The organism is Nonomuraea sp. SYSU D8015, assembly GCF_008065375.1.
Classification (GTDB): Bacteria; Actinomycetota; Actinomycetes; order Streptosporangiales; family Streptosporangiaceae; genus Nonomuraea.
This window is the reverse complement of record NZ_VJYI01000007.1, coordinates 167,310-190,928: the sequence shown is the minus strand read 5'-3', so window position 1 is coordinate 190,928 and position 23,619 is coordinate 167,310. Positions and strand designations below refer to the sequence as shown.

25 protein-coding genes and 2 pseudogenes are annotated in these 23,619 nt (G+C 71.3%); 9 read left to right on the top strand and 18 right to left on the bottom strand.

Annotated elements, in window-relative coordinates; all coding sequences use genetic code 11:
• Positions 1–25 precede the first annotated feature (25 nt).
• From ID574_RS28840 to ID574_RS60215, 3 genes and pseudogenes are all read right to left on the bottom strand, one after another.
• Complete coding sequence (locus ID574_RS28840) at positions 26–664, bottom strand: SGNH/GDSL hydrolase family protein (RefSeq protein WP_188192106.1); 639 nt, start codon at positions 662–664, stop codon at positions 26–28.
• 117 nt (positions 665–781) lie between these two features.
• Positions 782–1,120, bottom strand: coding sequence for a glycosyltransferase family 4 protein (locus ID574_RS60220; protein WP_262496069.1), 339 nt, complete (start codon positions 1,118–1,120; stop codon positions 782–784).
• 125 nt (positions 1,121–1,245) lie between these two features.
• A pseudogene (locus tag ID574_RS60215) lies at positions 1,246–1,761 on the bottom strand (glycosyltransferase); the annotation flags it as partial.
• Between the two features lie 260 nt (positions 1,762–2,021).
• Between ID574_RS60215 and ID574_RS28830 the strand changes: the two are divergent.
• Complete coding sequence (locus ID574_RS28830) at positions 2,022–3,176, top strand: glycerophosphodiester phosphodiesterase (RefSeq protein ID WP_223167173.1); 1,155 nt, start codon at positions 2,022–2,024, stop codon at positions 3,174–3,176.
• 39 nt (positions 3,177–3,215) lie between these two features.
• Here ID574_RS28830 and ID574_RS28825 read toward each other — a convergent pair whose 3' ends face one another.
• The 4 genes from ID574_RS28825 to ID574_RS28810 are packed head-to-tail and all read right to left on the bottom strand — an operon-like array spanning position 3,216 to position 6,757.
• A complete protein-coding gene (locus tag ID574_RS28825; RefSeq protein WP_188192104.1) occupies positions 3,216–4,061 on the bottom strand; it encodes an ABC transporter permease in 846 nt (281 codons plus the stop codon).
• Entirely contained in the window at positions 4,058–5,044 is a 987-nt protein-coding gene (locus ID574_RS28820) for an ABC transporter ATP-binding protein (RefSeq protein WP_188192103.1), read from the bottom strand. Before ID574_RS28820 ends, ID574_RS28825 begins: the two co-directional genes overlap by 4 nt.
• Entirely contained in the window at positions 5,041–6,126 is a 1,086-nt protein-coding gene (locus ID574_RS28815; RefSeq protein WP_188192102.1) for a hypothetical protein, read from the bottom strand. Before ID574_RS28815 ends, ID574_RS28820 begins: the two co-directional genes overlap by 4 nt.
• Positions 6,110–6,757 (bottom strand): sigma-70 family RNA polymerase sigma factor, encoded by a 648-nt coding sequence (locus ID574_RS28810; protein ID WP_223167172.1) that lies wholly within the window; start codon positions 6,755–6,757, stop codon positions 6,110–6,112. The genes ID574_RS28815 and ID574_RS28810 overlap by 17 nt, the downstream gene beginning before the upstream one ends.
• Positions 6,758–6,893: 136 nt before the next feature.
• Here ID574_RS28810 and ID574_RS28805 point away from each other — a divergent pair, with 136 nt between their 5' ends.
• Positions 6,894–7,481: a DUF6461 domain-containing protein gene (locus ID574_RS28805; protein WP_188192101.1), complete on the top strand. Its 588-nt coding sequence runs from the start codon at positions 6,894–6,896 to the stop codon at positions 7,479–7,481.
• A 36-nt stretch (positions 7,482–7,517) separates the two neighbouring features.
• On the opposite strand, the gene ID574_RS28800 is transcribed toward ID574_RS28805, so the two are convergent.
• Complete coding sequence (locus ID574_RS28800) at positions 7,518–7,943, bottom strand: hypothetical protein (RefSeq protein ID WP_188192100.1); 426 nt, start codon at positions 7,941–7,943, stop codon at positions 7,518–7,520.
• A 238-nt stretch (positions 7,944–8,181) separates the two neighbouring features.
• Between ID574_RS28800 and ID574_RS28795 the strand changes: the two genes are divergently transcribed.
• Positions 8,182–8,709, top strand: a complete 528-nt coding sequence (locus tag ID574_RS28795) for a hypothetical protein (RefSeq protein WP_188192099.1) — start codon at positions 8,182–8,184, stop codon at positions 8,707–8,709.
• Positions 8,710–8,715: 6 nt separating this feature from the next.
• A complete protein-coding gene (locus ID574_RS28790) occupies positions 8,716–9,183 on the top strand; it encodes a MarR family winged helix-turn-helix transcriptional regulator (protein ID WP_188192098.1) in 468 nt (155 codons plus the stop codon).
• A 27-nt stretch (positions 9,184–9,210) separates the two neighbouring features.
• On the opposite strand, the gene ID574_RS61785 is transcribed toward ID574_RS28790, so the two are convergent.
• The 3 genes and pseudogenes from ID574_RS61785 to ID574_RS28780 all read right to left on the bottom strand — a co-directional run bounded on the left by ID574_RS61785 (position 9,211) and on the right by ID574_RS28780 (position 10,782).
• A complete protein-coding gene (locus tag ID574_RS61785) occupies positions 9,211–9,783 on the bottom strand; it encodes a TIGR02452 family protein (protein WP_262496058.1) in 573 nt (190 codons plus the stop codon).
• Between the two features lie 76 nt (positions 9,784–9,859).
• Positions 9,860–10,126 (bottom strand): annotated as a pseudogene (locus ID574_RS61780) (hypothetical protein); the annotation flags it as partial.
• A 29-nt stretch (positions 10,127–10,155) separates the two neighbouring features.
• Positions 10,156–10,782, bottom strand: coding sequence for a TetR/AcrR family transcriptional regulator (locus tag ID574_RS28780; RefSeq protein ID WP_188192097.1), 627 nt, complete (start codon positions 10,780–10,782; stop codon positions 10,156–10,158).
• Between the two features lie 114 nt (positions 10,783–10,896).
• Between ID574_RS28780 and ID574_RS28775 the strand changes: the two genes are divergently transcribed.
• Together ID574_RS28775 and ID574_RS28770 are read left to right on the top strand one after the other, a co-directional pair.
• Positions 10,897–11,604 (top strand): NAD(P)-dependent oxidoreductase, encoded by a 708-nt coding sequence (locus ID574_RS28775; RefSeq protein ID WP_188192096.1) that lies wholly within the window; start codon positions 10,897–10,899, stop codon positions 11,602–11,604.
• Positions 11,605–11,868: 264 nt separating this feature from the next.
• The gene (locus ID574_RS28770; protein ID WP_188192095.1) at positions 11,869–13,107 is read left to right on the top strand and encodes an MFS transporter; all 1,239 of its coding nucleotides are present in this window, start codon (positions 11,869–11,871) and stop codon (positions 13,105–13,107) included.
• On the opposite strand, the gene ID574_RS28765 is transcribed toward ID574_RS28770, so the two are convergent.
• Both ID574_RS28765 and ID574_RS28760 read right to left on the bottom strand, forming a co-directional pair.
• Positions 13,091–13,633 carry a DUF1697 domain-containing protein gene (locus ID574_RS28765; RefSeq protein WP_188192094.1) on the bottom strand — a complete coding sequence of 181 codons (543 nt, stop codon included), beginning with the start codon at positions 13,631–13,633 and terminating at the stop codon, positions 13,091–13,093. The genes ID574_RS28770 and ID574_RS28765 overlap by 17 nt on opposite strands.
• A 29-nt stretch (positions 13,634–13,662) precedes the next feature.
• Positions 13,663–14,727, bottom strand: a complete 1,065-nt coding sequence (locus tag ID574_RS28760; protein ID WP_188192093.1) for an epoxide hydrolase family protein — start codon at positions 14,725–14,727, stop codon at positions 13,663–13,665.
• 116 nt (positions 14,728–14,843) lie between these two features.
• Here ID574_RS28760 and ID574_RS28755 point away from each other — a divergent pair, with 116 nt between their 5' ends.
• A complete protein-coding gene (locus ID574_RS28755) occupies positions 14,844–15,788 on the top strand; it encodes a helix-turn-helix transcriptional regulator (RefSeq protein WP_188192092.1) in 945 nt (314 codons plus the stop codon).
• Between the two features lie 368 nt (positions 15,789–16,156).
• Here ID574_RS28755 and ID574_RS28750 read toward each other — a convergent pair whose 3' ends face one another.
• Genes ID574_RS28750 through ID574_RS28730 form a run of 5 tightly spaced genes read right to left on the bottom strand, consistent with a single transcriptional unit; the run spans position 16,157 to position 20,767 of the window.
• Positions 16,157–16,915: an enoyl-CoA hydratase gene (locus tag ID574_RS28750; RefSeq protein ID WP_223167171.1), complete on the bottom strand. Its 759-nt coding sequence runs from the start codon at positions 16,913–16,915 to the stop codon at positions 16,157–16,159.
• 34 nt (positions 16,916–16,949) lie between these two features.
• On the bottom strand, positions 16,950–17,549 hold the full coding sequence (locus tag ID574_RS28745; protein ID WP_188192090.1) for a GTP-binding protein: 600 nt from the start codon (positions 17,547–17,549) through the stop codon (positions 16,950–16,952).
• A complete protein-coding gene (locus ID574_RS28740) occupies positions 17,530–17,928 on the bottom strand; it encodes a DUF742 domain-containing protein (protein WP_188192089.1) in 399 nt (132 codons plus the stop codon). Before ID574_RS28740 ends, ID574_RS28745 begins: the two co-directional genes overlap by 20 nt.
• Positions 17,925–18,356: a roadblock/LC7 domain-containing protein gene (locus ID574_RS28735; protein ID WP_188192088.1), complete on the bottom strand. Its 432-nt coding sequence runs from the start codon at positions 18,354–18,356 to the stop codon at positions 17,925–17,927. Before ID574_RS28735 ends, ID574_RS28740 begins: the two co-directional genes overlap by 4 nt.
• Positions 18,353–20,767, bottom strand: coding sequence for a sensor histidine kinase (locus ID574_RS28730; RefSeq protein ID WP_188192087.1), 2,415 nt, complete (start codon positions 20,765–20,767; stop codon positions 18,353–18,355). Before ID574_RS28730 ends, ID574_RS28735 begins: the two co-directional genes overlap by 4 nt.
• Positions 20,768–21,135: 368 nt before the next feature.
• Here ID574_RS28730 and ID574_RS28725 point away from each other — a divergent pair, with 368 nt between their 5' ends.
• Both ID574_RS28725 and ID574_RS28720 read left to right on the top strand, forming a co-directional pair.
• Positions 21,136–22,002 carry a DUF1838 family protein gene (locus ID574_RS28725; RefSeq protein WP_223167170.1) on the top strand — a complete coding sequence of 289 codons (867 nt, stop codon included), beginning with the start codon at positions 21,136–21,138 and terminating at the stop codon, positions 22,000–22,002.
• 263 nt (positions 22,003–22,265) lie between these two features.
• Positions 22,266–23,618, top strand: coding sequence for an RICIN domain-containing protein (locus ID574_RS28720; RefSeq protein WP_188192085.1), 1,353 nt, complete (start codon positions 22,266–22,268; stop codon positions 23,616–23,618).
• Position 23,619 lies beyond the last annotated feature (1 nt).

The following is a 23,619-nucleotide window of genomic DNA, read 5'->3' as shown; positions in this document are numbered from 1 at the left end:
CAGATAGTTCCGTTACAGACTATCCCTAAGGGTCGCATCTTCGGACGGCCCTTCTCATCGCCCCGCGTCGAAGGTCACGACCACCTTCTCCGCCGTCACCTCGAAGATCTCCGTGGGGTAGCCCTGGGAGCCGAGGATGGTCATCTCGCTGCGCAGGATCGCGCCCAGATCGATGGGCTCGGGCTTCTTGTGCACCGCGACGGTGACCAGCTTGGCGCCCCACTTGGCCGATCGCAGCGCGGTGTTGACGACGGCGGCCCCGCCGGCGGCGTCGATGTAGACGTCGGTGCCGGGGCGGGGCCGGCCGAGGGAGTTGACGCCCTGGCCGTGCAGGTCGGTCAGGCGCGCGGCGACGGCGAACGGCACCGTGCCGGGGAAGACCGCGACGCTCTTGCCTGCGACGGCGTCCTCGATGAGGCGGCGCGAAGTCGCCGCGCAGCGTGTCGTTCACGCCGACGAGCACGGTGGCGACGGACGGGCGCAGCGCCAGGGCCCGCGGCAGCTGGCCGCGTACGACGTCGGCGACGCGCGCGCCGCAGACGGCGAGGTTGCTCAGCTCGGCGGGCGCCAGCGCCTCGGCCAGGAAACCGGCCCAGCCCCGCCCGGGCACCGAGTCGCCGAGGCCCACGGTGACCGAGTCGCCCAAGGCGGCGATCCTGATCATCGCGGCGCGCCGATCAGGCCGTGCGCGTGCAGGAATCCCCGGACCGCCGCCGGCCAGCCGTACCGCTCGGCCTGGGCCCGCGCCGTCGACCGGCGCGCCGGGTCCGACAGCAGCACTTCAATCGCGTCGGCGTAGGCCGCCGGCTCGTCGCGCACCGCCGCCCCCCGCCGGGCCGACCACCTCCGGCAGGGCGCTGTGGCGGGAGACCACGACCGGGGTGCCGCTGGCGAGGGCCTCCAGCGCGGCCAGACCGAAGGTCTCCACCGGTCCGGGGGCGATGGCCACGTCCGCGGTCGCGAGCAGGTCCGCCAGGGTGTCGCGGTCGCCGATGTGGCCGAGGAAACGGACCGGGAGGTCGCCCGCCAGACGCATGAGTTTCGGCCGCAGCGGTCCGTCGCCGGCCACCGCGAGGACGGCGGGAACGCCGCGGCGGCGCAGCTCGGCGAGGGCTCGGATCGAGCGGTCCGGCCGCTTCTCGGGGACAGGCGGCCGCAGTGCACCAACAGGGCCTGGCCGGTGGCGGCCAGGCGGGAGCGCAGCCCGGAGTCGAAGCGCCCGGGGTCGAACGTCTCCAGGTCGACGCCCAGGGGGACCTGTGCCAGGTTCCGCACGCCCAGCCTGGCGAATTCGGCCGCGGCACAGGCGGTGGTGCAGACCACGGTGTCGAAGTGGGTGGCGGTGGCGCGGTTGAGCGGGTCGGCGAGCCAGCCGAGGGGACCGTACAGGCGCAGCAGCGCGGACAGGCTCTCGTGCGAGACCATGACCGAGCAGATGCCCCGTGCCCTGGCCCAGGCGCCGGTCCAGCGCAGGGTGGTGCGGTCGGACACCTCGATCCGGTCGGGTGCCAGCTCCTCCAGCAGCCGGCGCAGCCTCCGCCGGCCGATGACGGCCCGGTAGCCGCCGAGCCCGGGGATCACGGGGGCGGGCAGGGTGATGATCCGCCCGGCGGGGGTGGGCTCGTCGCGGGCGGCCGCGCCCGGGATGACGAGCACGGGTTCATGGCCGGCCGCCGCGTATCCGGCGCCGAGCTCGTACAGGGCGGTGCGCAGCCCGCCCGACGTGGGGGTGACGAAGTTCGCTAATCGAACGATGCGCACACCAGGTTGGTTGCCGGGCGGGCGTCCGAATGGGCTAATTCAGCATGAATGCGGCTATAAGCCTGTTCAACGGTCGTACGGCGAGGTCCTCGCACGCCGCGCGGCCGCGCCTTCGGCGGCCGCAGGCCGTCGCCCGCGAGACGTGGTTGTCACCGGAAATTCCGCCACAATTGGCCCACAGCTGGATTTCGGTCTTTACCATAATCGCCGCGGCGATCACCGGTGAAAGTCTCCGGTGCAGCTGCCGCAGGGAGTCTCACGTGCGAAAGATCGCAGCCACCACCCTCGTCGTCCTCACCCCCCTGATCGGAGCCGGCGCCGCTCCGGCCGCGGCCGAACCCGCGAAGGACCGGTCCCAGGTCGTCGTCATCGGCCACCGCGGCTCAGCGGGCCACCGCCCCGAGCACACGCAGGGGAGCTACGAGCTGGCCGTGGCCATGGGCGCCGACTGGATCGAGCCGGACCTGGTGCCGACCAAGGACCACGCGCTGGTCGCCAGGCACGAGAACGAGATCTCCGGCACCACCGACGTGTCGCTGCGCCCCGAGTTCGCCGCGCGCAAGACCACCAAGGTCATCGACGGGCGCAACGTGACCGGATGGTTCACCGAGGACTTCACGCTGGCCGAGCTCAAGACGCTGCGCGCGGTCGAGCGGCTGCCCTCGGTCCGCCAGCGCAACACCGTCTACAACGGCTACTACCAGGTGCTCACCTTCCAGGAGATCCTCGACCTGGCCAAGCGGCTCTCGCGCCAGTACGGCAAGCAGGTCGGCGTCTTCCCCGAGACCAAGCACCCGACCTACTTCAGGTCGATCGGCCTGCCGCTGGAGGAGCCGCTGATCGAGACGGTCAAGCGCAACGGGCTCGACCGGCCGAACAGCCCGGTGGTGGTGCAGTCGTTCGAGCCGTCCAGCCTGAAGTGGGTGGCCAAGGGGTTGCGCGTGCCGCTGTGGCAGGCGCTGGGCACCACCGGCCAGCCGTACGACCTGAAGGCGGCCGGAGACCCGACGACCTACGCGGACATGATGAAGCCCGAGGGCCTGGCGAAGATCGCCGAGTACGCGCAGTGGATCGGGCCGGACAAATCTTCGGCGATCCGGATCAACCCGGACGGCAGCTGGGGCACCCCGACGACGTTGGTGTCCGACGCGCACAAGGCGGGGTTGAAGATCGGCGTGTACACCTTCCGCAGCGAGAACCAGTTCCTGCCCCTGCAACTGCGCCGGGGCCAGAACCCGAACGACCACGGTGACGCGCTGGCGGAGTACCGCGCGCACCTGGACCTGGGCGTGGACGCCTTCGTCACCGACTACCCCGACACCGCCGCCCTGGCGAAGGCCGAGCGGGGCGGGCCGCACAAGCACGTCCAGCCGAAGCAGTTCGACAACGGCCTTCCCGAAGAGGGCCAGGAGTAGGGGAAAAGGGGCCGCCGCCGTACGGAGGCGGCCCCTGGCTCACAGGTCGCGGCGCCAGAAGACCAGCGCCGCGACCCCGAGGACCAGGACGACCCACAGGCCGGCCCAGGCGAGGTATGCGGTCGTGACCGGGGCCTGGCTCAGGAACGGGAAGTCGCCGAACGCGGGGAACTGCTCCAGCAGGGCCGGGTCCTGGAGCCCGTGCATGGCCCCGCGCCACAGACCGTCCGTCGGCAGCAGCATCCGGGAGACGGTGCCGACCAGGGCCACGCCCTCGTTGCCGAGAGCCTGGCCCACCCCGCCGACCACGCCGGCGATCCACGTCGCGCCGAAGAGGCCGACCGCCACGATGCCCGACGCCATCGGTGAGATGACGGTGGACAGCAGCAGGCCCAGGGTGAGCAGCACGGTCGTCTGCGCCCCGAGCAGCGCCAGACCGGTCACCGGCTGCGGTGGCCAGTAGTCGACGGTGGCCCAGACGATGCCGAACTGGGTGAGCCCGGCCACGACCACGAAGCCGCTGCCGAAGGCCACCAGCCCCAGCCACTTGCCCAGCAGCACCGACGAGCGGCGGACCGGCCGCGCCAGCATCGCCAGCGACGTCCCCGACTCGATCTCGCCGGCCACGGTGGGGCCGGCCAGGAACGCCGTGCCGAGTGCGGCGATCAGGCTCAGGCCGAACATCACCAGGTTGAGCACCTGGGTGGCGGCCATTCGCGCCTCTCCGCTGGTGAACGTGCCGAACTCCGCGTCGAGCCGGGAGAACCCCCAGGCGCTGAGCGCGAGCAGCACGATCGTCATCACGGCGAGCGAGCGCACCACGCGCCGGCGGGCGGCCTCCTGGAGGGTGAGGGCGGCGAAGGCGAGCACGATCCGGGCGGTCATCGACGGTCCTCTCCGGGATCGGCGCGGAGGATGTCCAGCAGCCGCTCCTCGAGGCTGATCCGCACGGGCTCGACGGCGTGCACGCGCACCCCGAGCCCGACCAGGTCGGCGACGAGGTCCGGCACGGTGGTGGCGTCCTGGTCGGCGGGCAGCGCGACGGTGAACGAGCCGCCGCTGCGGGTGAGCGGGCCCGCGACGGCCAGCCGTGCCTCCGCCTCCGCGCTGACCCCGTCGAGCCGCAGCCGCAGCTCGCGCCGGCCGAGCAGCTCCCCCAGGGTGCCCGATGCGGCGACCTGGCCCTTGTCGAGGATGACGACCCGGTCGCAGACCCGCTCGACCTCGCCGAGGAGGTGGGAGTTGAGCAGGACGGCGACCTGCCGGGCCTTGAGGGACAGCAGCAGGTCCCGGACGTCGGCCCGGCCGATCGGGTCCAGGGCGCTCGTCGGCTCGTCGAGGACGACGAGCTCAGGGCGGGCCACCAGCGCGACGGCCAGCCCGAGGCGCTGCTGCATGCCCTTGGAGAAGCCTCCCACCCGGTCGCCGGCGCGGTCCGCGAGGCCGACGGCGGCCAGGCACTCGCGCCGCTCTTGAGCCGGCACCGCGGCGCCTGCCAGCCGGACGTGCAGGTCCAGCACCTCGGCGGCGGTGAGCCACGGCTGGTACCTGAAGAGCTCCGGCAGGTAACCGACGCGCGCCCGGGCGCGCGGGTCCCGCGCCGGCCGCCCGAGCAGCAGCACGTCGCCCGCGTCGGGCCGGACCAGGCCGAGCAGGATCTTGATGACGGTGGTCTTGCCTGCCCCGTTCGGCCCGAGCAGGCCCATCACCTCGCCGCGGCCGACGGTGAAGGACACGTCGGCGACCGCGGTGCGCCGCCGGTATCGCTTGCGCAGGCCCGAGCACCACACCGCCGGGGCGGCAGGCAGCTCGGCGAGCAGCCGCTCCGCGGGGTCGAGGGACAGGGCTCCGGCGGAGTCCGCGTTCATCGGTGCCACCTCAGCCCGCGGGCCACCGAGAGCACCTCGTCGGCGCTCAACGAGCCGGCCACCACGGTGACGGCACCGTCTTGCATCCAGACCACGCCCGCCATCGTGCCGTGCCGCGAGGCGAGCACCGTGGCCGGGGTTCCGCCGACGTCGGCGGCGGAGACGGCCAGTTTCTCGACCGACTGGAACAGGGGCAGCGTCGTCCCGTCGCCGGAGAAGCTGCGCAGCTGCGACGCGACGTTCTCCGGCAGAACCTGCAAGGAGAGCAGGTAGTCGCGGGCCGTCTGGAACGGGACGCCCGAGGAGTACGCGGTGGGTGCGACCGCGCGCGCCACGATCAGGGCCGGGACGGGGCGGCCTTCCGACCAGACCGCGGCGAGCCCCGGGCCGGCGACCAACCGGAACCGGCTGCCGTCGAGGCCAGGGGGCGCCGGCGGCGCCGTCCTGCCGGCTGCCGCAGCGGTCTGCGCCGCCTTCTCCGCCGAGAAGGTGAACATCGCGCTCACCCGGCCGGCGACGTGGTACGTGGGCTTTCCCGTGACGCCGCGGGGCAGCTCGCCCGCCCGCGGGACGGAGAGACCGGTGGCCTTCTCCGCGGCGGCGGCGTCGGCGACCGGGCGGATGTTGATCTTTTCGGTCACCTCGACCTCGCCGAAGGCGGAAAGCTCGGGCATTTTGACCAGGTCGGCCGCGGGGGCGGTGACCGGCGTGATCTGCTCGGTCCGGAAGATCGGCAGCCAGTCCGCGGCGGCCGCGGCGCCACCCCCGATGAGGAGGGCGGCGACGCCGAAGATGGCGACCACCGGGCTGCGCAGCTTCGCACGCCACCGCCGAGCGGGCGCGGCCGTGGCCGCCCGCCGCCCCTCGACCGCGAGTTCGCGTGAGAGGCGGTGCCAGCCCGCCTCCACGTCCACGGTGAATTCGGCGTCCAGCGCGGCGGCGGCGAGCGCCGCGTCCTCCTGAGCGGCAGCCAGTGCCGACAGGCACACCGGGCAGTCCGCGACGTGCTCGCGGTCGGCGTCGGCGACGCCGGCCGGCTCGTCCAGGAGCCGGCGCAGCGTGCCGTCAGTCGGATGACGCATGACGGTTCAACTCCTTGCGCAAGGCGGACTCGGCGCGTCGCACGGTGGTGCCGACGCTGCCGGGGGAAAGATCGAGGGCGGCGGCGACCTCGGCGTAGCTGAGGCCGCTGTGCCGCAGGACGAGGGCGACGGCCTGCCTGCGGGGCAGCCGCGCCAGCGCCGCCCGCACGCGGCGGCGCTCGTCGCGGGTCACGACCGCGTCGGCGACGTCCGGGGAGACGGCATCGCCGCCGTCGGGGGCCTGTCCCCGGGCGGCCTCTTCCCGGGAGGCGCGACGACGGCCGGAGCGGAGGTGGTTCAGCGCGGTGTGCGCCGCGGCGACGGACAACCATCCCAGGGCCTCGCCGGCCGGCACCGAGGAGCGCCCGAACGTCAGGAACACCTCCTGAGCCACGTCCTCGGCCTCGTCCCGGGAACCGAGCACCCGGGCGGCGACCGCGACGACCCGCGGATAGGCCGTACGGAAGACCTGTTCGAGGTCGGCTCGGACAGCCCCTCGTCCCGGAGGACTCGACACCACCACGCCGTCCTTCCGCTCGGCTCGCCTGATCACCGCGCCGTGTCCTTCACCGGACAGGCCGACCGGCAGCGCGGCGGCCGGTGCGCTCCCACCATGCCCAACAACGTCCACACCTGTAGAGCACCGCCGACGCCCCACATGTGACACCGGCCGTCCTCCGCATCACAACGGGCTCGCTGTCGGCTCCGGGCGCGCCCGAGGGCGCTTCCCTGCCGAAGGTGTCGGCTGGAACTGCCAGTATGCCGGGATGACCTTCGAATGGCTCTCCGAGGAGCGCTTCCCCCTGTTGGCGGGCTCCTACGGCTTCACCTACGTCCACGGCCTGACACCGGAGCAGCTGATAGCCCGATTAGGCGGCCGAGTCGAGCACTTCGTGCCCATGACGGCCAACGAGCTGGAAGACCAGGCTCTCCGCAGGTTCGACGACGGCGGCCTCTTCTTCGGCGTCGCGGCTGTCGGCGCCTGGACGCTCATCGTCGAGACCTTGGCCGAGATCGCCCCCTCCGAGGAGATCCTCCTGCCGCTGTCGGCCGGCACCCGGCTGGTCTCCCAGTACTACCTCGACGTCAAGGGCCTGGACTCCTTCTACTGGATCGAGGACGGGGAGATCCGCTTCGCCTTCTACGCCCAAGAGGGCTACTCGGAGGAGGTGCCGGACGAGCTCGCGCAGATCATGCGCCGCATCGAGTCCGACCACCGGCACGCCTATCCCCACGAGGGACCCGGGTTCGTCCTGGCCGAGCACCTGACCGGAATCAGGCTGACCCCGCAGATGGTCGAGGGAGCCACGTACCTGTGCGGGTCCGTCCCCCAACCCCCGCGAACATCCCACTGACCGGAAAATGGCCCGTCACCACCCTGTGGGGCGACCTCACGGGGCGGTGGCGCGGATGAACGCCTCGGCGAATGCCCGTGCGGACTCGTCAACCGGAGGCAGTACGTTCCCCAGCGCGTCCTGCAGCACGAGACGCAACAGCATGTGCCCTGCCATCGGACCGATCATGAGCTGGATGAGGACCGGCAGCGGGAGCGGCCGCAGCCGGCCGGCTTGGATCTGCGTGGTCAGCAGGGTGCCGAGGCTGGCGAACATCCTGGGCAGGTTGGCCTTCAACATCCGGGCGGCCGTGCCGTCGGGGCGGGTGAACAGGTCGCCGAAGAGGGCCGGCAGCACCCGCGGCTCCCGGGCGAAAGCCTCGGCCAGTGCCGTGTAGACGGCGTGGACGGTCTCCTCGAAGCGCTCAGGGGGATGGGCGGCCAGCGCCTCCAGGTCGGGCACGGGGACGTACCGGTCGAACATGGTGGCGAGCAGGCCGTCGCGGCTGCCGAAGACGGCCTGCTCCTGTACGCGGCCGCCGGATGGGCGGTGACGGCGGCGTTCGTGCGCTGGTACGAGGAACCGACCCTGAAACGCCGATTCGGCGCAGACTACGAGGCATTCCGTCGGGCCGTGCCCGCCTGGTGGCCCCGGCTGCGGCCATGGAGCCCGGAGGAATCCCGATGAACTCATCAAGCAGCGAACGCACGCCCCCTCCACCTTGCGCCTCCTCGATGAGCTGGGTCTCATCGAACGGTTCACCGCGTTGCCGCACAGCCGGCTCCATGAGGTCGCCTTTCCGCTAGACGGCGACCGCAGCGTGGTCATCGCGGACTTCCGGCGGCTGGACGCCTACCCGTCGAGGCACCCGCAGGCCACGATGGCGCGACCGACGGAGCTCATCCGCGAGTCAGGACGCGTGCAAGGCGTTCGATACCGGACACAAGACGGCACGGTCGGTGAAATCCGCGCCGACCAGCGGCCGTCGCACCAACTGGCCTACATCGCGAGGAAAGGCATGGACCTGCAGCTGCGGGCGAGCGGGGCTGCTGTGCATCGAAGACGCCGCGCAGGCCATGTCGCTCACCGACCGTCCTGGTCCAGCGGCTGCAACGCCTGTTGCACCGGCATGGTCACACCCATCATCGAAGGGCGGCACATGGGACCGCCGAAACCCGTGCTGGAACTGGTCCGGCGCATTCCGTTGACGGCCAGAACGCATGACACGTCAAGCGTTCGGCTAAACTAAGGAGCCATGGACGAGACGCCCCAGTGGCTCAGCCCGGCAGAGCAGCAGGCCTGGCGCGCCTTCATCCGCGTGCACCAGCAGCTCAGCGCCACCTTGAGCCGTGACCTGCAGGCGCACTCCAAGTTGTCCGGCCCCGACTACGAGATCCTCGTCGCCCTCACCGACGTCCCAGAGGGCCGGCAGCGCTTCCAGGACCTCGCCAAGTCCGTGGACTGGGAGCAGAGCCGCCTGTCCCACCACATCGCCAGGATGTGCAAACGCGGCCTGGTCGGCCGCGAGGAGTGCGCCGAGGACGGACGCGCGGCCTACGTCGTCCTGACGCCCGCCGGCCGCGAAGCCATCGAAGCCGCCGCCCCGAAGCATGTCGCCGCGGTCCGGCGCCTGGTCATCGACGCTCTCACCCCGGACGAGCTCGCCACGCTCGAGCGGATCTCCAACCGCATCCTCGACCGCCTGGACAACGCCTCACCCTGACCGACCTCATCCGGCTCGGCGCCTGGCTCACCGCATGTCGCCGAACCGCTCGGCGAATGCGGCCCGGTTCGCCGAGTCCGGCACCCGGTCCCACACGGCGAACACCACCCGCTCGAACGCCGCCGCGAAGGCGCCGTCCCCCGCCAGGTGGGCGTGGAAGGCCCCGGCGACCTCGCGCGGATCGTTGCGGAACACGCCGCAGCCCCACGCCCCCAGCACCAGCGTGCGGGCACCGTGATGCGCCGCCACGGCCAGGACGCGACCCGCCCGCTCGTGCAGCGCCCGCCGGATCCGCTCTCCCGCGTCCGGGTCGCGGCGCAGCAGCTCACCGGCGTTGGGCGCCGGCGAGGTGAGGAACGAGACCAGGTACGGCTCGGCCAGCAGCCGGCCGTCCTCGCCGCGGTGCACCGGCACGTCCGGCGACCAGATGACGCGGTGGCTGTAGAGCAGGTCGGACGAGGCCCGATGCGCGGCGTAGTAGTCGGCCGCCTGGAGGAGGCACGGGTACAGCAAGGCGTGGCGGCACAGGTCCTCCTCCTGGGCCTTGGCACCACCGAGGTAGCCGCCTCCCGGGTTGCGGGCGGAGGCGAAGTTCAGCACGGCGATCCCGGACGGCCCCTTCCCGGTGCAGCCGCCGCGCCGCCTGCAGGCTGCTCTCGCCGGTGACCTCGAAGACCGTCCGGTACGAGCCGGCCCCCGGCCGATCGAGGGGGCCGTCCGGCGGGTGGCTCACGGTCGCGTCGACCGCGGCCCGCAGCGCGGCACCCACCTCCACGACCGTGCCGTCGGCGGCCGAGTACCGGCCCTCGGCGACGATCCGCCCGTTGTCGGCCGCGACTTGGCGCAATCTTCCGCTCACGCGTCCCCATCGTAGATCGCTACCGCTGTTCGCCAGGAGTGGTTTTCTCCCGGCCCGGCGCCGGCGACCCCGGCGGGCGGCCATGCCCCGGGCAGACATGTCTTCCGCCCGGATCAGCTCAGCAGTTCCCTGACCAGGGCCTCACACCACCACTGCTCGACCCGATCGGGCGACCAGCCGCGCTCGGCGGTGAGCGTGGCGTACACGTCGATGGTGCACAGGGCCGCGTAGATGTCGGTGGCCGCGGGCACGTCCAGGCCGTCGCGGAGGACGCCGGGAGGCCACGAGGAGAACACCGCGACGCGCGTCTCGTCGGCCCGCCTGCGGCCGTCGCGGTAGAGCCCCGCCAGCTCCGGCTCGACACGGCCGGCCTCGCGCAACAGCGTGATGACGTCCCCCGCGCGCTCGTACAGGCGGCGGTCGAACCCCGCCATCGCGGCCAGCTGCCTGCGGGGATCGCTCTCGGCCGCCTCCAGCTCCGCCAGTTGCCGGGAGGGATCGGCCGACAGATCGGCGGCGTCGGCCAGCGCCCGGGTCAGGCCGGCCTTGTTGCCGTACACCGCATAGACCGTCGGCACCGAGACCCCGGCCTCGCGCGCCACGTCGCGCACGGTGGTCGCGGCCCAGCCGCGCTCGACGAAGAGCCGGCGCGCGGCACGGGCGATCTCGGCCCGCGTCTCCAGCGCCTGCGCCGTACGGCGCAACGAGTCGTACCGACGCCGATCCGCCTGTGCTCCCATGCTCAGCACCCTAGTGACTCCCCCTCGCCACGACGATCACCTCATTGGTTTTACGATGCATATAATCAATATAATCAGCGTCAAATATCCATGAGGAAGCCAGGAGGAATGCACGTGAAGCTCGTGATCTTCGGGGCCAACGGCCCGACAGGGCGGCTGGCGACCGCCCAGGCGCTCGCCGAGGGCCACACCGTCACCGCGGTCACCCGGCATCCGGAGGCGTTTCCTTTCGACGATCCAGCACTGCACGTCGCCAAGGCGGACGCGCTGGATCCGGAGGCGGTGGAGCGGGCGACGGCCGGACACGACGCGGTGATCTCCACGCTGGGCGTCCCCTACGGCTCCGAGGCCCCCACCACGTTCTCCGTCTCCATCAAGAACATCACCGAGGTCATGACCGCCCACGGCATCCGCCGCCTGGTCTGCGTGACCTCCACTGGCGTGCCGATGAAACCGCCACCCGGCGAGACCCTCCTCTACCGCAAGGTGATCGTGCCGCTGCTCCTCAGGATGGGCCGCCCGCTGTACGAGGACGCCCGCCGCATGGAGGAGATCGTGGCCCGCACCGGCCTCGACTGGACCGTCATCCGCCCGTCGGGGCTGTTCGACGGCCCCGCGGTCACCGCCTACACCGTCGGCCCGCCACAGATGGTCGGCCGGTTCACCTCGCGCCGTGACCTGGCCGACGCGCTCATCCGCGAAGCCGTCGACAACCGCAACGTCCGCTCCGTCGTCGAGGTCATCACCACCGACGGCACACCGAGCGTCTACCGCGTGTTCCTGAAGGAGGCGCTTCGTATCGGCGGCGGCAGCGGCGCGTGAGCCGGCTGGGGCCTCCTCGCCGGAGCGCCGCCCCAATGGCCTGCCGCACGAGGGTATCCACGCGGAGGATGGTCCCGATCAGGATTATCGATCGCACGGAGCCTGGACACCCACGGTGAGCTGACCCATAGTCATCCCTAATTCCGGACTCCGCCTCGGATGTCCGCCTCAGGAAGACCGACAGCCGCCCTGACGGCCGAGCCGCATGTCCGGCGCGACGGCACGTCTTCGCCACCCATCGCCCCAGCCGAGTGGAGTTCCAGCATGCCCGGATCCGTGCCCCCAGCAGCCCACGCCGCCACCTCAGAGCACAGTCCGTCCGGCCCCGCGCACCTGGTGCGCATCACGCTGCTGATGGCCGGCAGTTGCCTGCCGGTGCTGGGTGCCGTGCTCATCGCCCCCGTGCTGCCCCAGATGCAGGCCCACTTCGCCACCGTGCCCGGCGCCGAGGCGCTGGTCCCGATGGCCCTCACCGTACCGGCCCTGTCGCTGGCGCTGCTGGCCCCCTTCGCGGGCGTCATCGTGGACCGGCTCGGACGCAAGCGACTGCTCGTGATCGCGACCCTGCTGTACGCGCTGTTCGGCACCGCCCCGCTGTGGCTGGAGTCCCTGCCCGCCATCGTGGCCAGCCGCGCCCTGGTCGGCATCACCGAGGCCGCCATCATGACCTGCTGCACCACGCTGATAGGCGACTACTACTCCGGCCGCGCCCGCGACCGCTACCTGGCCCTGCAGACGATGTGCTCCTCGATCTCCGCGACCGCGTTCTTCGTCCTCGGCGGCGCGGCCGGTTCGGCCGGCTGGCGGACGCCGTTCTGGATCTACGCCGTCAGCCTGCTGCTCGCCCCCGCCATGGCCGCCTTGCTGCCCAAGCCTCAGCCGACCGGCTCCCCCGAGGCCGCCGCCGACGCGGCGAGGCGTCCCTACCCGTGGCGGCAACTGCTGGGCATCTGCGCGGTGACGATCTTCGGTGCCGTGGTCTTCTACACCGTCCCGGTGGAGATGTCCTACCTGATGGACGGCCTGGGCGTGAAGGACCCCGGCATGATCGGGCTGGCCACCGCCGTCGCCAGCGCCGGCACCGTCGCGGGCGCCATCACCTTCGCCCGCACGCGCCGCTCCCCGGAACTCATGCTGCCCGCGATCTTCGCCCTGTGCGCCGCCGGCTTCGCGGTGATCGCCTTCGCGGGACACCCCGTCCTGCTCATCGCCGGCGCCGTCATCAACTGCTTCGGCACCGGCATGCTGCTGCCGTCCCTGCTCACCATCGCCATGTCCAAGCTCGAGTTCGCCGACCGCGGCCGCGGCACCGGCCTGTGGACCGCGACGTTCTTCATCGGCCAGTTCCTCTGCCCGCTGCTCCTGCTGGCCGTCTCGGGCGCCGTCGACGGCCTGGCCACGGCGGTCGGGCTGCTCGGCCTCGCCGCGATCATCATGGCCGCCGGGCTCGCAATGGCCGCCCGGCGGCGCGCTTCGGCACCACCGGTCAGCCAAACGCTTTGACCAGGCGCCTGATCGTCCCCGCGGTACGGGTCGTGGCGGGGACTTCGAGTCTCGCCTCCACCTCCGCGGTGGGACTGCCGGCCCGCGTTCCCGTCCTCCTGATGACGCTCAGCGCCACGCCATCGGCGATCTCGATGATGTCCACATCGCCTCGGTCGTTCGTCCAGGGAATCGGGGCTCCGAACTCCTGGCCGCCGTCGAAGAAGGTGAACGTCTCGCGGTAGGTGCGCTCGTCGCCGGCGCCGGCGAAGGGATCGCGATCGAGGATCGCCGCGAGCCGGTCGAGAGGACGCACGAACGCGGCGTCGTCGTAGCCGCTGACCGCCAGCAGGCGCGGCGCCGCCCGGCGCACCACCTCGCGGGGCGCGGCGTCGCCGGCCTCGATCACGACCGTCCCGTTCGTCTGGAACGACCGTGCCGACGACGCTCCCGCCTCGCGCAGCGCGTCCTCGAGCAGGGCCCGGCCGGGGCTGTTCGGGTGTCCCAGGTTCATGTTCCGGTAGAAGACGACGAAGGTTGTCGACATGCGCCAACTGCTCCAGATGTGGACGGACGTCATCGGCGGGCGGCGAAGAACGTGCGGATGTCGTCGGCGAGGAGTTGGGGTTCCTCCTGCGCGGCATGGTGCCCGCCTTTGTCGTACTCGGTCCAGTGCACGATGGCCCTGTGGTCGCGTTCGGCGAGGGGGCGGATGGAGGGGAAGAAGTCGTGGGCGAAGCAGGCCAGGCCCAGGGGGAAGGACGACGGCTCGGCCGGCGGCCGGTTCCCGTGATAGCCGATCAGGGCTGAGCTGCCGGCGGTGTCGGTCAGCCAGTAGATCGCGGCGTTGGTGAGGATGTAGTCGTCGCTCACCGCATCGCTGAAAAGCTGCAGGTTCCAGGCCAGTTGACCGGCTGGGGAGTCGGCGAGCGCGTGCGCGAGGGTCTGCGGCTCGGTGGACTGCAGCCTGAGGTAGGCGCTCCTGTCGGCCATGAAGCGTTCCAGGGCGGCCAGTTTCGCCAGGTCGTCCGGCCCCAGCGCGGCCCGCTCCGCCGGATCGCCGGAGGGCAGCGAGAAGATCTGGGTGACGTGCACCCCGACGACGCGGTGCGGATCCAGGCGTCCGAGCTCGATGGAGATCAGGGAGCCGACGTCGTTTCCGTGCGCGCCGTAGCGCTCGTAACCGAGCCGGCGCATCAGCTCCGCCCACGCCGCGGCGACGCGGCGGCGGTTCCAGCCCGGCACTCGCGGCGCGCCGGAGAACCCGAAGCCGGGCACAGACGGGATGACGAGGTGGAAGGCGTCGCTCAGCCGCTCGATCAGCGGCAGGTACTCCACGACCGACATGGGCCAGCCGTGCGTGAGGATGAGCGGCAAGGCGTCCGGCCGGGTCGAACGGATGTGGACGAAGTGCACGTCGAGCCCGTCGATCTCGGTCGTGAACTGCGGATGGGCGTTGATCCGCCGCTCCCAGGCGCGCCAGTCGTACCCGTCACGCCAGTACCGCACCAGTCGCCGTACGCGGTCGACGGGCACGCCGAGCCCGCGGCCGGGCAGCGGGCGGGTGAAGCGGGTCCCGGCCAGCCGGGCGGCCAGGGCGTCCAGGCCCTCCTGCGGGATCTCCACGTGGTACGGCCGCATCACGACCGGGCCACGAGAACGATGGTCGACACCAGCCGACTCCTTTCGGTCGATCTCTTGCGGCGCCAGGCTAGAAAGGATTGTGGACGTTTTCCGCCCTCATTAGGATCGCGATCGTGTCCCGTCCGGCGACCCGTGTCCTGGCGCTGCTGGAGATCCTCCAAGACCGCGGTCTGGTGCCCGCCGACGAACTGGCCCGGCGCCTGGACGTCGACGCCCGCGCCATCCGCCGGTACGTCACCGCCCTCCGCGACATGGACATCCCCGTCGAGTCGGTCAGGGGACGTTACGGCGGCTACCGGCTTGCCCACGGCGTACGTCTGCCGCCCCTGATGCTGGCCGACGACGAAGCGGTCGCCGTCGCGGTCGCGCTGGCCACCGGCAAGCACGAGCAGGTGGGCGAGCCCGGCCCGGCCGACCGGGCACTGGTCAAGCTCAACCGCGTCCTGCCCGTACCGCTGCGCCGGCGCGTCACCGCGCTGATCGCCGCCACCTCGGCGACGGCGGGCCCGCTGACCCCCGAACCGCAGCTGGTCCTGACGCTCGCCGCAGCCGTCCATGCGCGGCACACGGTCCGGATCGAGCACACCCGCGGCTCACGCGAGGTGGACCCCTACGGGCTCGTCGTGCACGCACGCCGCTGGTACCTGGTCGGGCACGACCACTTCCGCGACGCCATCCGCATGTACCGCCTGGACAGGATCGGCGGGACCGCCGAACTGCCCGGCCGGTTCACCCCGCCGGACGGGTTCGACCCCGTGACACACGTCCTGCACACGTTGACGCTCGGCGCCTGGACCCACCGCACCGAGGTGTGGCTCGACACCGACCTCGAGACCGCCCGCGACCACCTGCCGGTCACCTTCGGCGACCTGCAGCCCTGTCCCGGCGGCGGCGTGCTCCTGGTCAGCGGGGCAGAAGACCTGCCGGCCATGGCCCGCATCCTCACCGGCCTGCCCTGGCCCTTCACCGTCAGGACCCCACCCGCCCTGGTCGCGGCGCTCGCCGAGCACGTCGCCGCTCTCACCCGGGCCGTCGCCCGCTCCCGGCCCGCACCGTAGCCACGCAGCAGGGGCTAATCGGCGAACGGCGAGTTCAGGCAGCACCGGCAATACCGCCTGCAGGGACAGGATCCGCTTCACCGTTGCATCGCCGTCCAGGCCGGGGCCGGCCGCCACCACCGCGTCCCATTGCCTGTCGTCGGCGGCCAGCGCCCACAGCGTGTGCTGCCCGTCCGCGACGATGGCGACGTGGCGTGCCTGGTGGTGGCGGTCGACCATGCCCTCGGTGCCGGCGTGGTGGAGGACACGCCCGTTGACCGGTTCGAGGTCGGTCTGGCCGAAGGAGAGGACGTCCAGCCGGACACCCCGCGCGTCGGCGCGGCGGGCGGCGGCGGCCAGCTCGGCCGGCCCGGACGGGGTCGTGTGGCCTACGTCCGGCTGATGCGGGCCTGCAGCCGGCGCAAGGTGTCGTGCGTGCCGGGCAGCGTCAGCGACCACATCTGCTCCCGCGTCTCGGCGGCCAGCGCTTCCTCGTGCGTGCGGGAGGGTGCGGCGCCCAGGGATCGTTTGGTCCGGCGCACGAGCTCCGGGTCCGCTCCGGCCACTGCGGCCGCGAGCGTGCGTGCGGCGTCGAGCAGCTCGGCGTCGGGGACGCACCGCAGGGCCAGCCCGGCGGCGACGGCGGCGGCGCCGTCCAGCCGCTCGCCGAACAGGACCATCGCGGCGGCGGTCTGCGGCCCGACCAGGCGGTGCAGCATCCAGGTGTGCCCGCCGCCGGGATGCAGCCCGAGCTTGAGGAAGCGGGTCTCGAACCAGGCCGACGCGGCGGCGATCCGCACGTCGCAGGCGAGGGCCAGGTTCAGTCCCGCGCCGACCGCCGGCCCGTTGACGGCGGCGACGGTCGGCAGCCGGGACCGGGCGACCCGCAGGAATCCCTCGTAGACCCGCTCGACGCCCGACGTGTCGCCGTCGGACGCGGCCAGCAGATCCGCCAGGTCGGCGCCGGCGCAGAACGCCGGCCCGGCGCCGGTGAGCACGACCGCCCGCACCCCGGGATCGGCCTCCAGCGCGTCGAACGCCTCGACGATCTCGCCGACGAGCTCGCCGGACAGGATGTTGCGGCGATCCGGGTCGGCCAGCGTGAGCACGGCGGTGCCGGATTCGATCCGCAGATCCAGCAGGGTCACGGAGTCCTCCATCGTTTCAGGTGCACGCCCGAGGTCAGGCCACGGGGTGCGCCGTGGTGCGGGGCCGGGCGGCCATCAGGTGGTCGATGAGGGTCAGCAGCACATCGCGCCCCGCCGTCCGGTCGCGGGCGTCGCAGAAGGCCAGCGGCACCTGCGGATCGAGATCGAGCGCCCGTCGGATCTCCTCCGGCGTCCGGTCCTTGACGCCGTGGAAGCAGTTGACGCCGACGACGAAGGGGATGCCGCGGCTCTCGAAGAAGTCGATCGACGCGAAGCTCACCTCGAGCCGGCGCGTGTCGACCAGGACGACCGCGCCCATCGCTCCGTTGACGAGGTCGTTCCACATGAACCAGAAGCGTTCCTGCCCGGGGGTGCCGAACAGGTAAAGCACGATGTCGCGGTTGATGGTGATGCGCCCGAAGTCCAGCGCGACGGTGGTCGTGGACTTGGCGCCCACCCCTTCCAGATCGTCGACGCCGACGCTGGCATGGGTCAGATACTCCTCCGTACGCAGTGGGGCGACTTCGCTCACCGCGCCGACGAGGGTCGTCTTCCCGACGCCGAAACCACCGGCGATAAGGATCTTCACCGCCAGGGGAGCAGCGTTCCCGTGGTCAGAGTTTGCGTAGCCCATCCCTCACCGCCTCAAGAATTGCCATATCGGGAAAGCCGCCTGCCTGTGCGAAAGCCAGCGGTGGCCTGGCCCGCATCTGACCGGCCTCGATCAGATCGCCAATGAGGATCTTGGTCACTGACACCGGGAGGTTCAGCGCGGAGGCGACTTCGGCCACCGCCAGGGGCCGTTTGCACAGAGCGAAGATGGTGCGGTGCTCCGGCTGCATCCTCCTCAGGGCGCGACCGGCTTCCGAGGAGACCTCGGAAGCCGCGGTCACCAGGGTGATCAGCGTCAAGTCGTCCCGCTCGGGAGCGGTTCGTCCGCCGGTGATCGTATAGGGACGGACAAGGGGCTCGTCGGCGTCATCGTCCTCGAACCCCTCCGTCCAGTGCTTCATCCGTGGCCCCCCACGTCACGGGCCTCGGGGGCACGTGCGTCGGTTCCCAGCTTCTGCCCGACCTGCTGGATCAGGGTGTGCATCGCGACGCTCATCAGTTCGGCGTCGACCTCCTGGGAGGCGACCACGGCCAGGTGGGTGCCCCGGCCCGCGGCCGTGACGAACAGCCACAGGTCGGCCATCTCGATGATGACCTGGTGGACCGGCCCGCCGCTGAAGAGCTGCCCGACCCCGCGAGCCAGGCTCTGCTGTCCGGTGGCGATCGCGGCCAGGCGTTCGGCGTCCGAGCGCTCGATGGTACGGGACCGGCTGATCACCAGGCCGTCGTCGGACAGCACAATGGCGTGCCGAGTGCCCGCGACCTGATCGACCAGGCCGTCCAGGAGCCAGTCCAGGTCGATGTTGGTGGCGGTGGTTCGCTGGGTCATCTTCGCTCTTCCGTCGTAGGGGAACTGGGCTCAGGGGATCGGCTCGGCCGGGACTGGGAGGCGTCGTCACCGGCCCGGCGCTTGCGAGACTGCCTCTGGAACGCGCCGATCATGGCACCGGATCGGCGGGGCTCGTCGCGCACGGCCCAGCTCTCCTGGTCGGTTCGTTCATCGCCGTCCGCCGGGACCCTTAGCTCGGCGGCCAGGCTGGCCTGGCGCACCCGCTGGGGCAACGGCCTGCGGTCGGACGACGGCGGCGCGTCGTCCCGATCCGGCGATCCGGCGGATGCGGTGACGGACGCCATCGCGCGTCCCCTGGAGCGGGTCGGCAACTGTCCGTCCTTGCGTGGCGGGCGGGGGTCGACCGTGCCCTCCCGCGGGTGAGGCCGCGGACCGGTGGCGCCCTGGGGGGCCTCCTCGGGAGGGGCGGCCGGCCCGGGTGCCGTACGAGGGCGCTCCACCACCAGCGACTGCGGGATGAGCACGATGACACGGGTGCCGCCGAAGACCGACGACCGCAGCTCCACCTGGAGGCCCAGGGCGGCGGAGAGCCGGGCGACCACGTACAGGCCGAGCCGCACATCGTCGGCGTGGGTCATCACGTCGAGCTGCGGCGGCGACTTCAACAGCTCGTTCGCGGCGGCGTACTCCTCGGGCTCCATGCCCAGGCCGCGGTCCTCGATCTCCACGGCGACGCCCCGGCTGACCGGTGCCGCCCGTACCTCGACGGGGGTCTGCGGCTTGGAGAAGGTGGTGGCGTTCTCCATGAGCTCCGCCAGGACGTGGACCAGCGGTCCCACCGCGCGCTCGGCTATCCAGGGCTCGCCCTCGACGTCGATCGAGATCCGGCGGTAGTCCTGGACCTCGCCTTGCGCGGCGCGCAGGACGTCGAGCAGGTGCACCGGCTTGCGCCAGCGGCGCTGCGGCTGCCCGCCGCCGAGGATCACCAGGTTCTCCTCGTAGCGGCGCAGCCGGGCGGTGAGGTGGTCCAGGTCGAACAGGCCCTCCAGCACCTCGGGGTCCTCGTGCCTGCGCTCCAGTTCGTCCAGCTTCTTCAGCTGCAGGCCGATGAGGATCTGGGTACGGCGGGCGATGCGCTGGAGCATGCGTTGGAAGCCACGGTGCTGTTCGGCCTGCCGCACGGCGGTGAGGACGGCGCTGCGGCTTGCCATGTTGAGTGCCTGCCCGAGCTCGCCGAGCTCGTCGGGGGTCGGCTCGACCCTGTGCACTTCCGCGTCCACGTCGACGTCCTCGCCGCGCTCCAGCCGGGCGACCACCTTGGGCAGCCGCTCGCGGAGTTCCTGGGCCTCCTGGCGCAGGTGGAGGATGCGGCGGCGGAGGATGGCGGTGAGGCGCCAGCTCGTGAAGAACACCAGGCCCAAGGCGAGCAGGCCCACGGTGGTGACACTGATGAAGACCGTGAAGAGCATGTCGGCGTGGTCGTAGCCGATCCTGCTGACGTTGTCGAAGCGGAGGCCGAGGAGTTTCCGCAGTTGCGCGGTGACCGCGTCCACCGAGGAGCGCCACGCCGCGCTGTCGTCGCGGAGCGTCACCTGGTTGCCCCCGGTGCTGCTCCCGGAGGCGATCAACCGCCCTTCCAGAGCGGTCATGGTCTCCCACGCCTTGCCGGCCGTCAGCTCTCGGTACTGGGTCTCGTTCCCTGTGAGACTGGGAATCACGCGGGACTGCATGAGGTGCTTCCTGGTCCCGATGGCGTCGGCGACGAGGCCGTACTCGTCCCGCGTCAGGCGCCCCGTCGCCCAGCCGCGAGCCAGGACGGCGTCCTCACGGCCGATCATGTCGACGACCCAGTAGAGGTCGACCAGCGTCTGCGCCTTGTTGTTCACCTGGCCCTCGTCGGTGTTGCTGAGGGCGGTCAGGACGCCGAGGTCCGACTCGAGGGCTTCGCTGTAGTAGGCGAACGCCTTCTCTGCGCTGGACGAGCCGGTGTCGACCGCGCGGCGCTGCTCGGCGAGGCGGCCGAGAACGTTTTCGGTCCGGGCGATGGCGTCGCCGAGCCCCTCCTGGCCTTTGGTGACGTCGAGGGCTGTCAGGGGACGGAAGGCGCTCACGGCCCGGTCGGTGTCCGCGCGTTGCTCGGCGAGCTCGTCGCGGGCGGTGCTGCCGGGGTCGGCCTGGACCTCCGCGGTGAGCCGCCGCTCCCGGTCAAGGCTGAAGAACAGCTCGGCCGCAGGCCTGCCGACCGTGTCGGTGGCCAGATCCATCTGGACCTTCTCCGCCCGCCACTGCGAGGACAGCTGGAACATGCCCGAGGCCAACAGCGGGGTGAAGGTCAGGCTCGGCACGAACACGACGATGAGCAGCACCGTACGCAACGGCAGCCGGCGAGAACCGGTCAGACGCCGCGGTCCGCCGTCGGCCGCCCTCGTCGGCCCGTCACCGTCATCCATGGTCCTCGTCCGTCGTCGCCCGGCCCTGCCCAATCTAGCCACGTGCGGGACACTCTCCTCCGCCGATCGGTGAGTCCATGACGAAAATCGCCAAAGTAGGCGATCGGTGCCCGATAGTAGTCATACGTCACTTGAGTCGAAACCCCCACCACTCCGGCCGTGCCGGGGCAGCCGATCGGCGGACTGGACAACCCTTCGCCCGACATGATCACAATATGGGGCTATTCGCTTCCTTCTCCGCACGGAGGGCGTAAGTGCTCAAACGAGGCCTTACAGGACTTCTCGTCCCTGTTGTCTTATTCATCAGTACCGGCATCCCGGACGCGGCCGCGGACGACAGAGCCGTCAGCCCCACGCATCCCGGGCCGGTGTACGCGACGGTCACCGACAAGAGCGGCAAACTGTCCCTCCAGACGTTCGGGCGTCCGGACGGGAAGGACATGGTGTTCCGGATCTCCGGCTCGGTGTACGCCAACATCGAGGGCAACAGCCTGGACCCGGCGATGCGGCACGGCCAGAAACTCTTCAACATCGAGGGCTACAACATCCGGCGGCTCTACCGGGTCCCCGACACGAACCAGCTCTACCAGCTCTCCAGGGAGATCGTCTTCTACACCGACCCGGCGGATCCGCGGCGCATCGTGCGCGAGTGGAAGAACCCGATCGACGGCAAGACGTACCCGGTCGTCCCCATCAACAACGACACGGTGAACTTCGGCCCCTTCACCGTCACCTCCTCCTTCACGGGCCCGCCGCTGCAGCAGCTGCACGACGAGACCGTGTGGACCAGCGACATCCCCGTACGGGCGAACTTCGGCACCACGCTCGGCGAGCGGTTCGGCCTGACGGGCGGCGTGTACGCCGCGCAGGAGATGTTCGACTTCTCCGTCGACGACCGCGAGGTGGCGCTCCGCACCGGGCCCGGCGTCCCGCCCGGCGCGATGAAGACGAAGATCAGCTGGGCGCGTACCAGCCCGTGGACGCCGTTCATGTGCCTGGCGGAGACCGACGTGCGCGGCCAGCTCACCTACCACGCCCGCAGCTGGTCGCTGGCCTCCTACTCCGACATCGAGCCGTGGCTGCGGGCCGAGGTCGAGGCGAACCACCCGCTGTTCACGGCCGCCCCCACCGCGCCGGGGCCGAGCGAGAACTCCTGGACGTCCTTCTACAACAAGCAGCTCGGCAAGGGCGCCACCACCTGGGCAGAGTGGTGCGCCGCCAACGGCCGCGCATAACGTCCCCGACCCGGTCACCGGCCGGACCGAGCACCCGCTCGGTCCGGCCGGCTCGTCGATGCGGGCACCTGGTTCCGGAGCCCGCCGGCCGTACTGCGTCATTTTCTGAAAAATTGTGAAGGGCCCTTGTCAGATTTGTTGTGATCATCAACAATCTGGGCACCGCCGGTGGGCCGGGTAGGCGTACTTCCCCGGGAAGTCGCGCTTACCACCGACGTGAGTAGCTCACGCCTGCCCGCATGGGCCCCACCGAGAGGAACCGCATGTCCGTCCGCATCCCCCAGCTCACGGCTGCCCTGATCCTGGTCTTAGCGATGGTCGCCCCCTCCGGGGCGACCACGGCGCACGCGGCGACCTGCCCCGAAGGCACGTACGAGATCAGGACCGCCCGCCAGCTGATCTGCACGCACGGCCCCGACGCTCCCCCGCCCGGCCTGGACGTCAAACGCCCGGTCCCGCCCGTCTCCCGGACCGCGGCGGCCGCGGGCCTGCCCGTGTGCGAGGGCGACGGCGTCACCGGCAAGCGCGTGGAGGTGCTCTACATCCACGGCTCCACAAGCCGCTACCAGCAGTACTTGGAGACCTTCCGCACCCTCGCCGAGGGCGTCGACACCATTTACAACGCCAGCGCGGCCGAGACCGGCGGCGAGCGCCACATCCGCTTCGTCACCGAAACCGTCAATGGCGTCTGCCGTCCCGTCGTCCGTGACGTGCAGATCTCCGACTCGGCACTGAACGCCAACGACTGGGCGCCGCTGCTCAACGCCGTGCAGGCCGCCGGCTACACCAGGACCGACCGCAAGTACCTGCAGTTCGTCGACGCCCAGGTGTACTGCGGCATCGGCGGCTTCGCCGGCGACACGTCCAAGAGCGACGCCAACCGCTCCAACGTCGGCCCGGAATACGCCCGCGTCGACAGCGGCTGCTGGGACTCGGCCGTGGCCGCCCACGAGGTGGGCCACACGCTGGGCGCGGTCAACAACAACGCGCCGCACGCCTCCGGCCACGCCCATTGCGTCGACGAATACGACGTCATGTGCTACAAGGACGCCTCCGACGTCACCTTGATCTACAACTGCCCCGACCGGAGCCACGACCGCCTCCTGGACTGCGGCCACGAGGACTACTACCACACCAACCCGCCGGCCGGGAGCTACCTGGCGACGTACTACAACGTCGCGGACAACCACTTCCTCATCAAGGGCGGCGGAACCTCGCAGCCGCCGGCCACGTTCCGCCTGACCAACGCCGCCTCCGGCACCTGCCTGGACGACCCCGACGGCAGCACGGCCAACGGCGTCCAGCTCACTTTGCGAGGCTGCAACGGCGGCGCCGGCCAGACCGTGACCCAGTCCGGCTCGACCCTGCAGATCGTCGGCAAGTGCATCGACGCCTACGGCAGGGGCACCGCGAACGGAACCGCGATCATCCTGTGGACGTGCAACGGCGGAACCAACCAGCAGTGGACGATACGGCCTGACGGCACGATCGTCGGCACGCAGAGCGGCCGTTGCCTCACGCCCGCCAACGGCGGCACCGCGGACAACACCCCCATCGTCTTGTACGACTGCGGCAGCCAGCCCTACCAGCGCTGGACCCGCACGCCGACATCCTGAG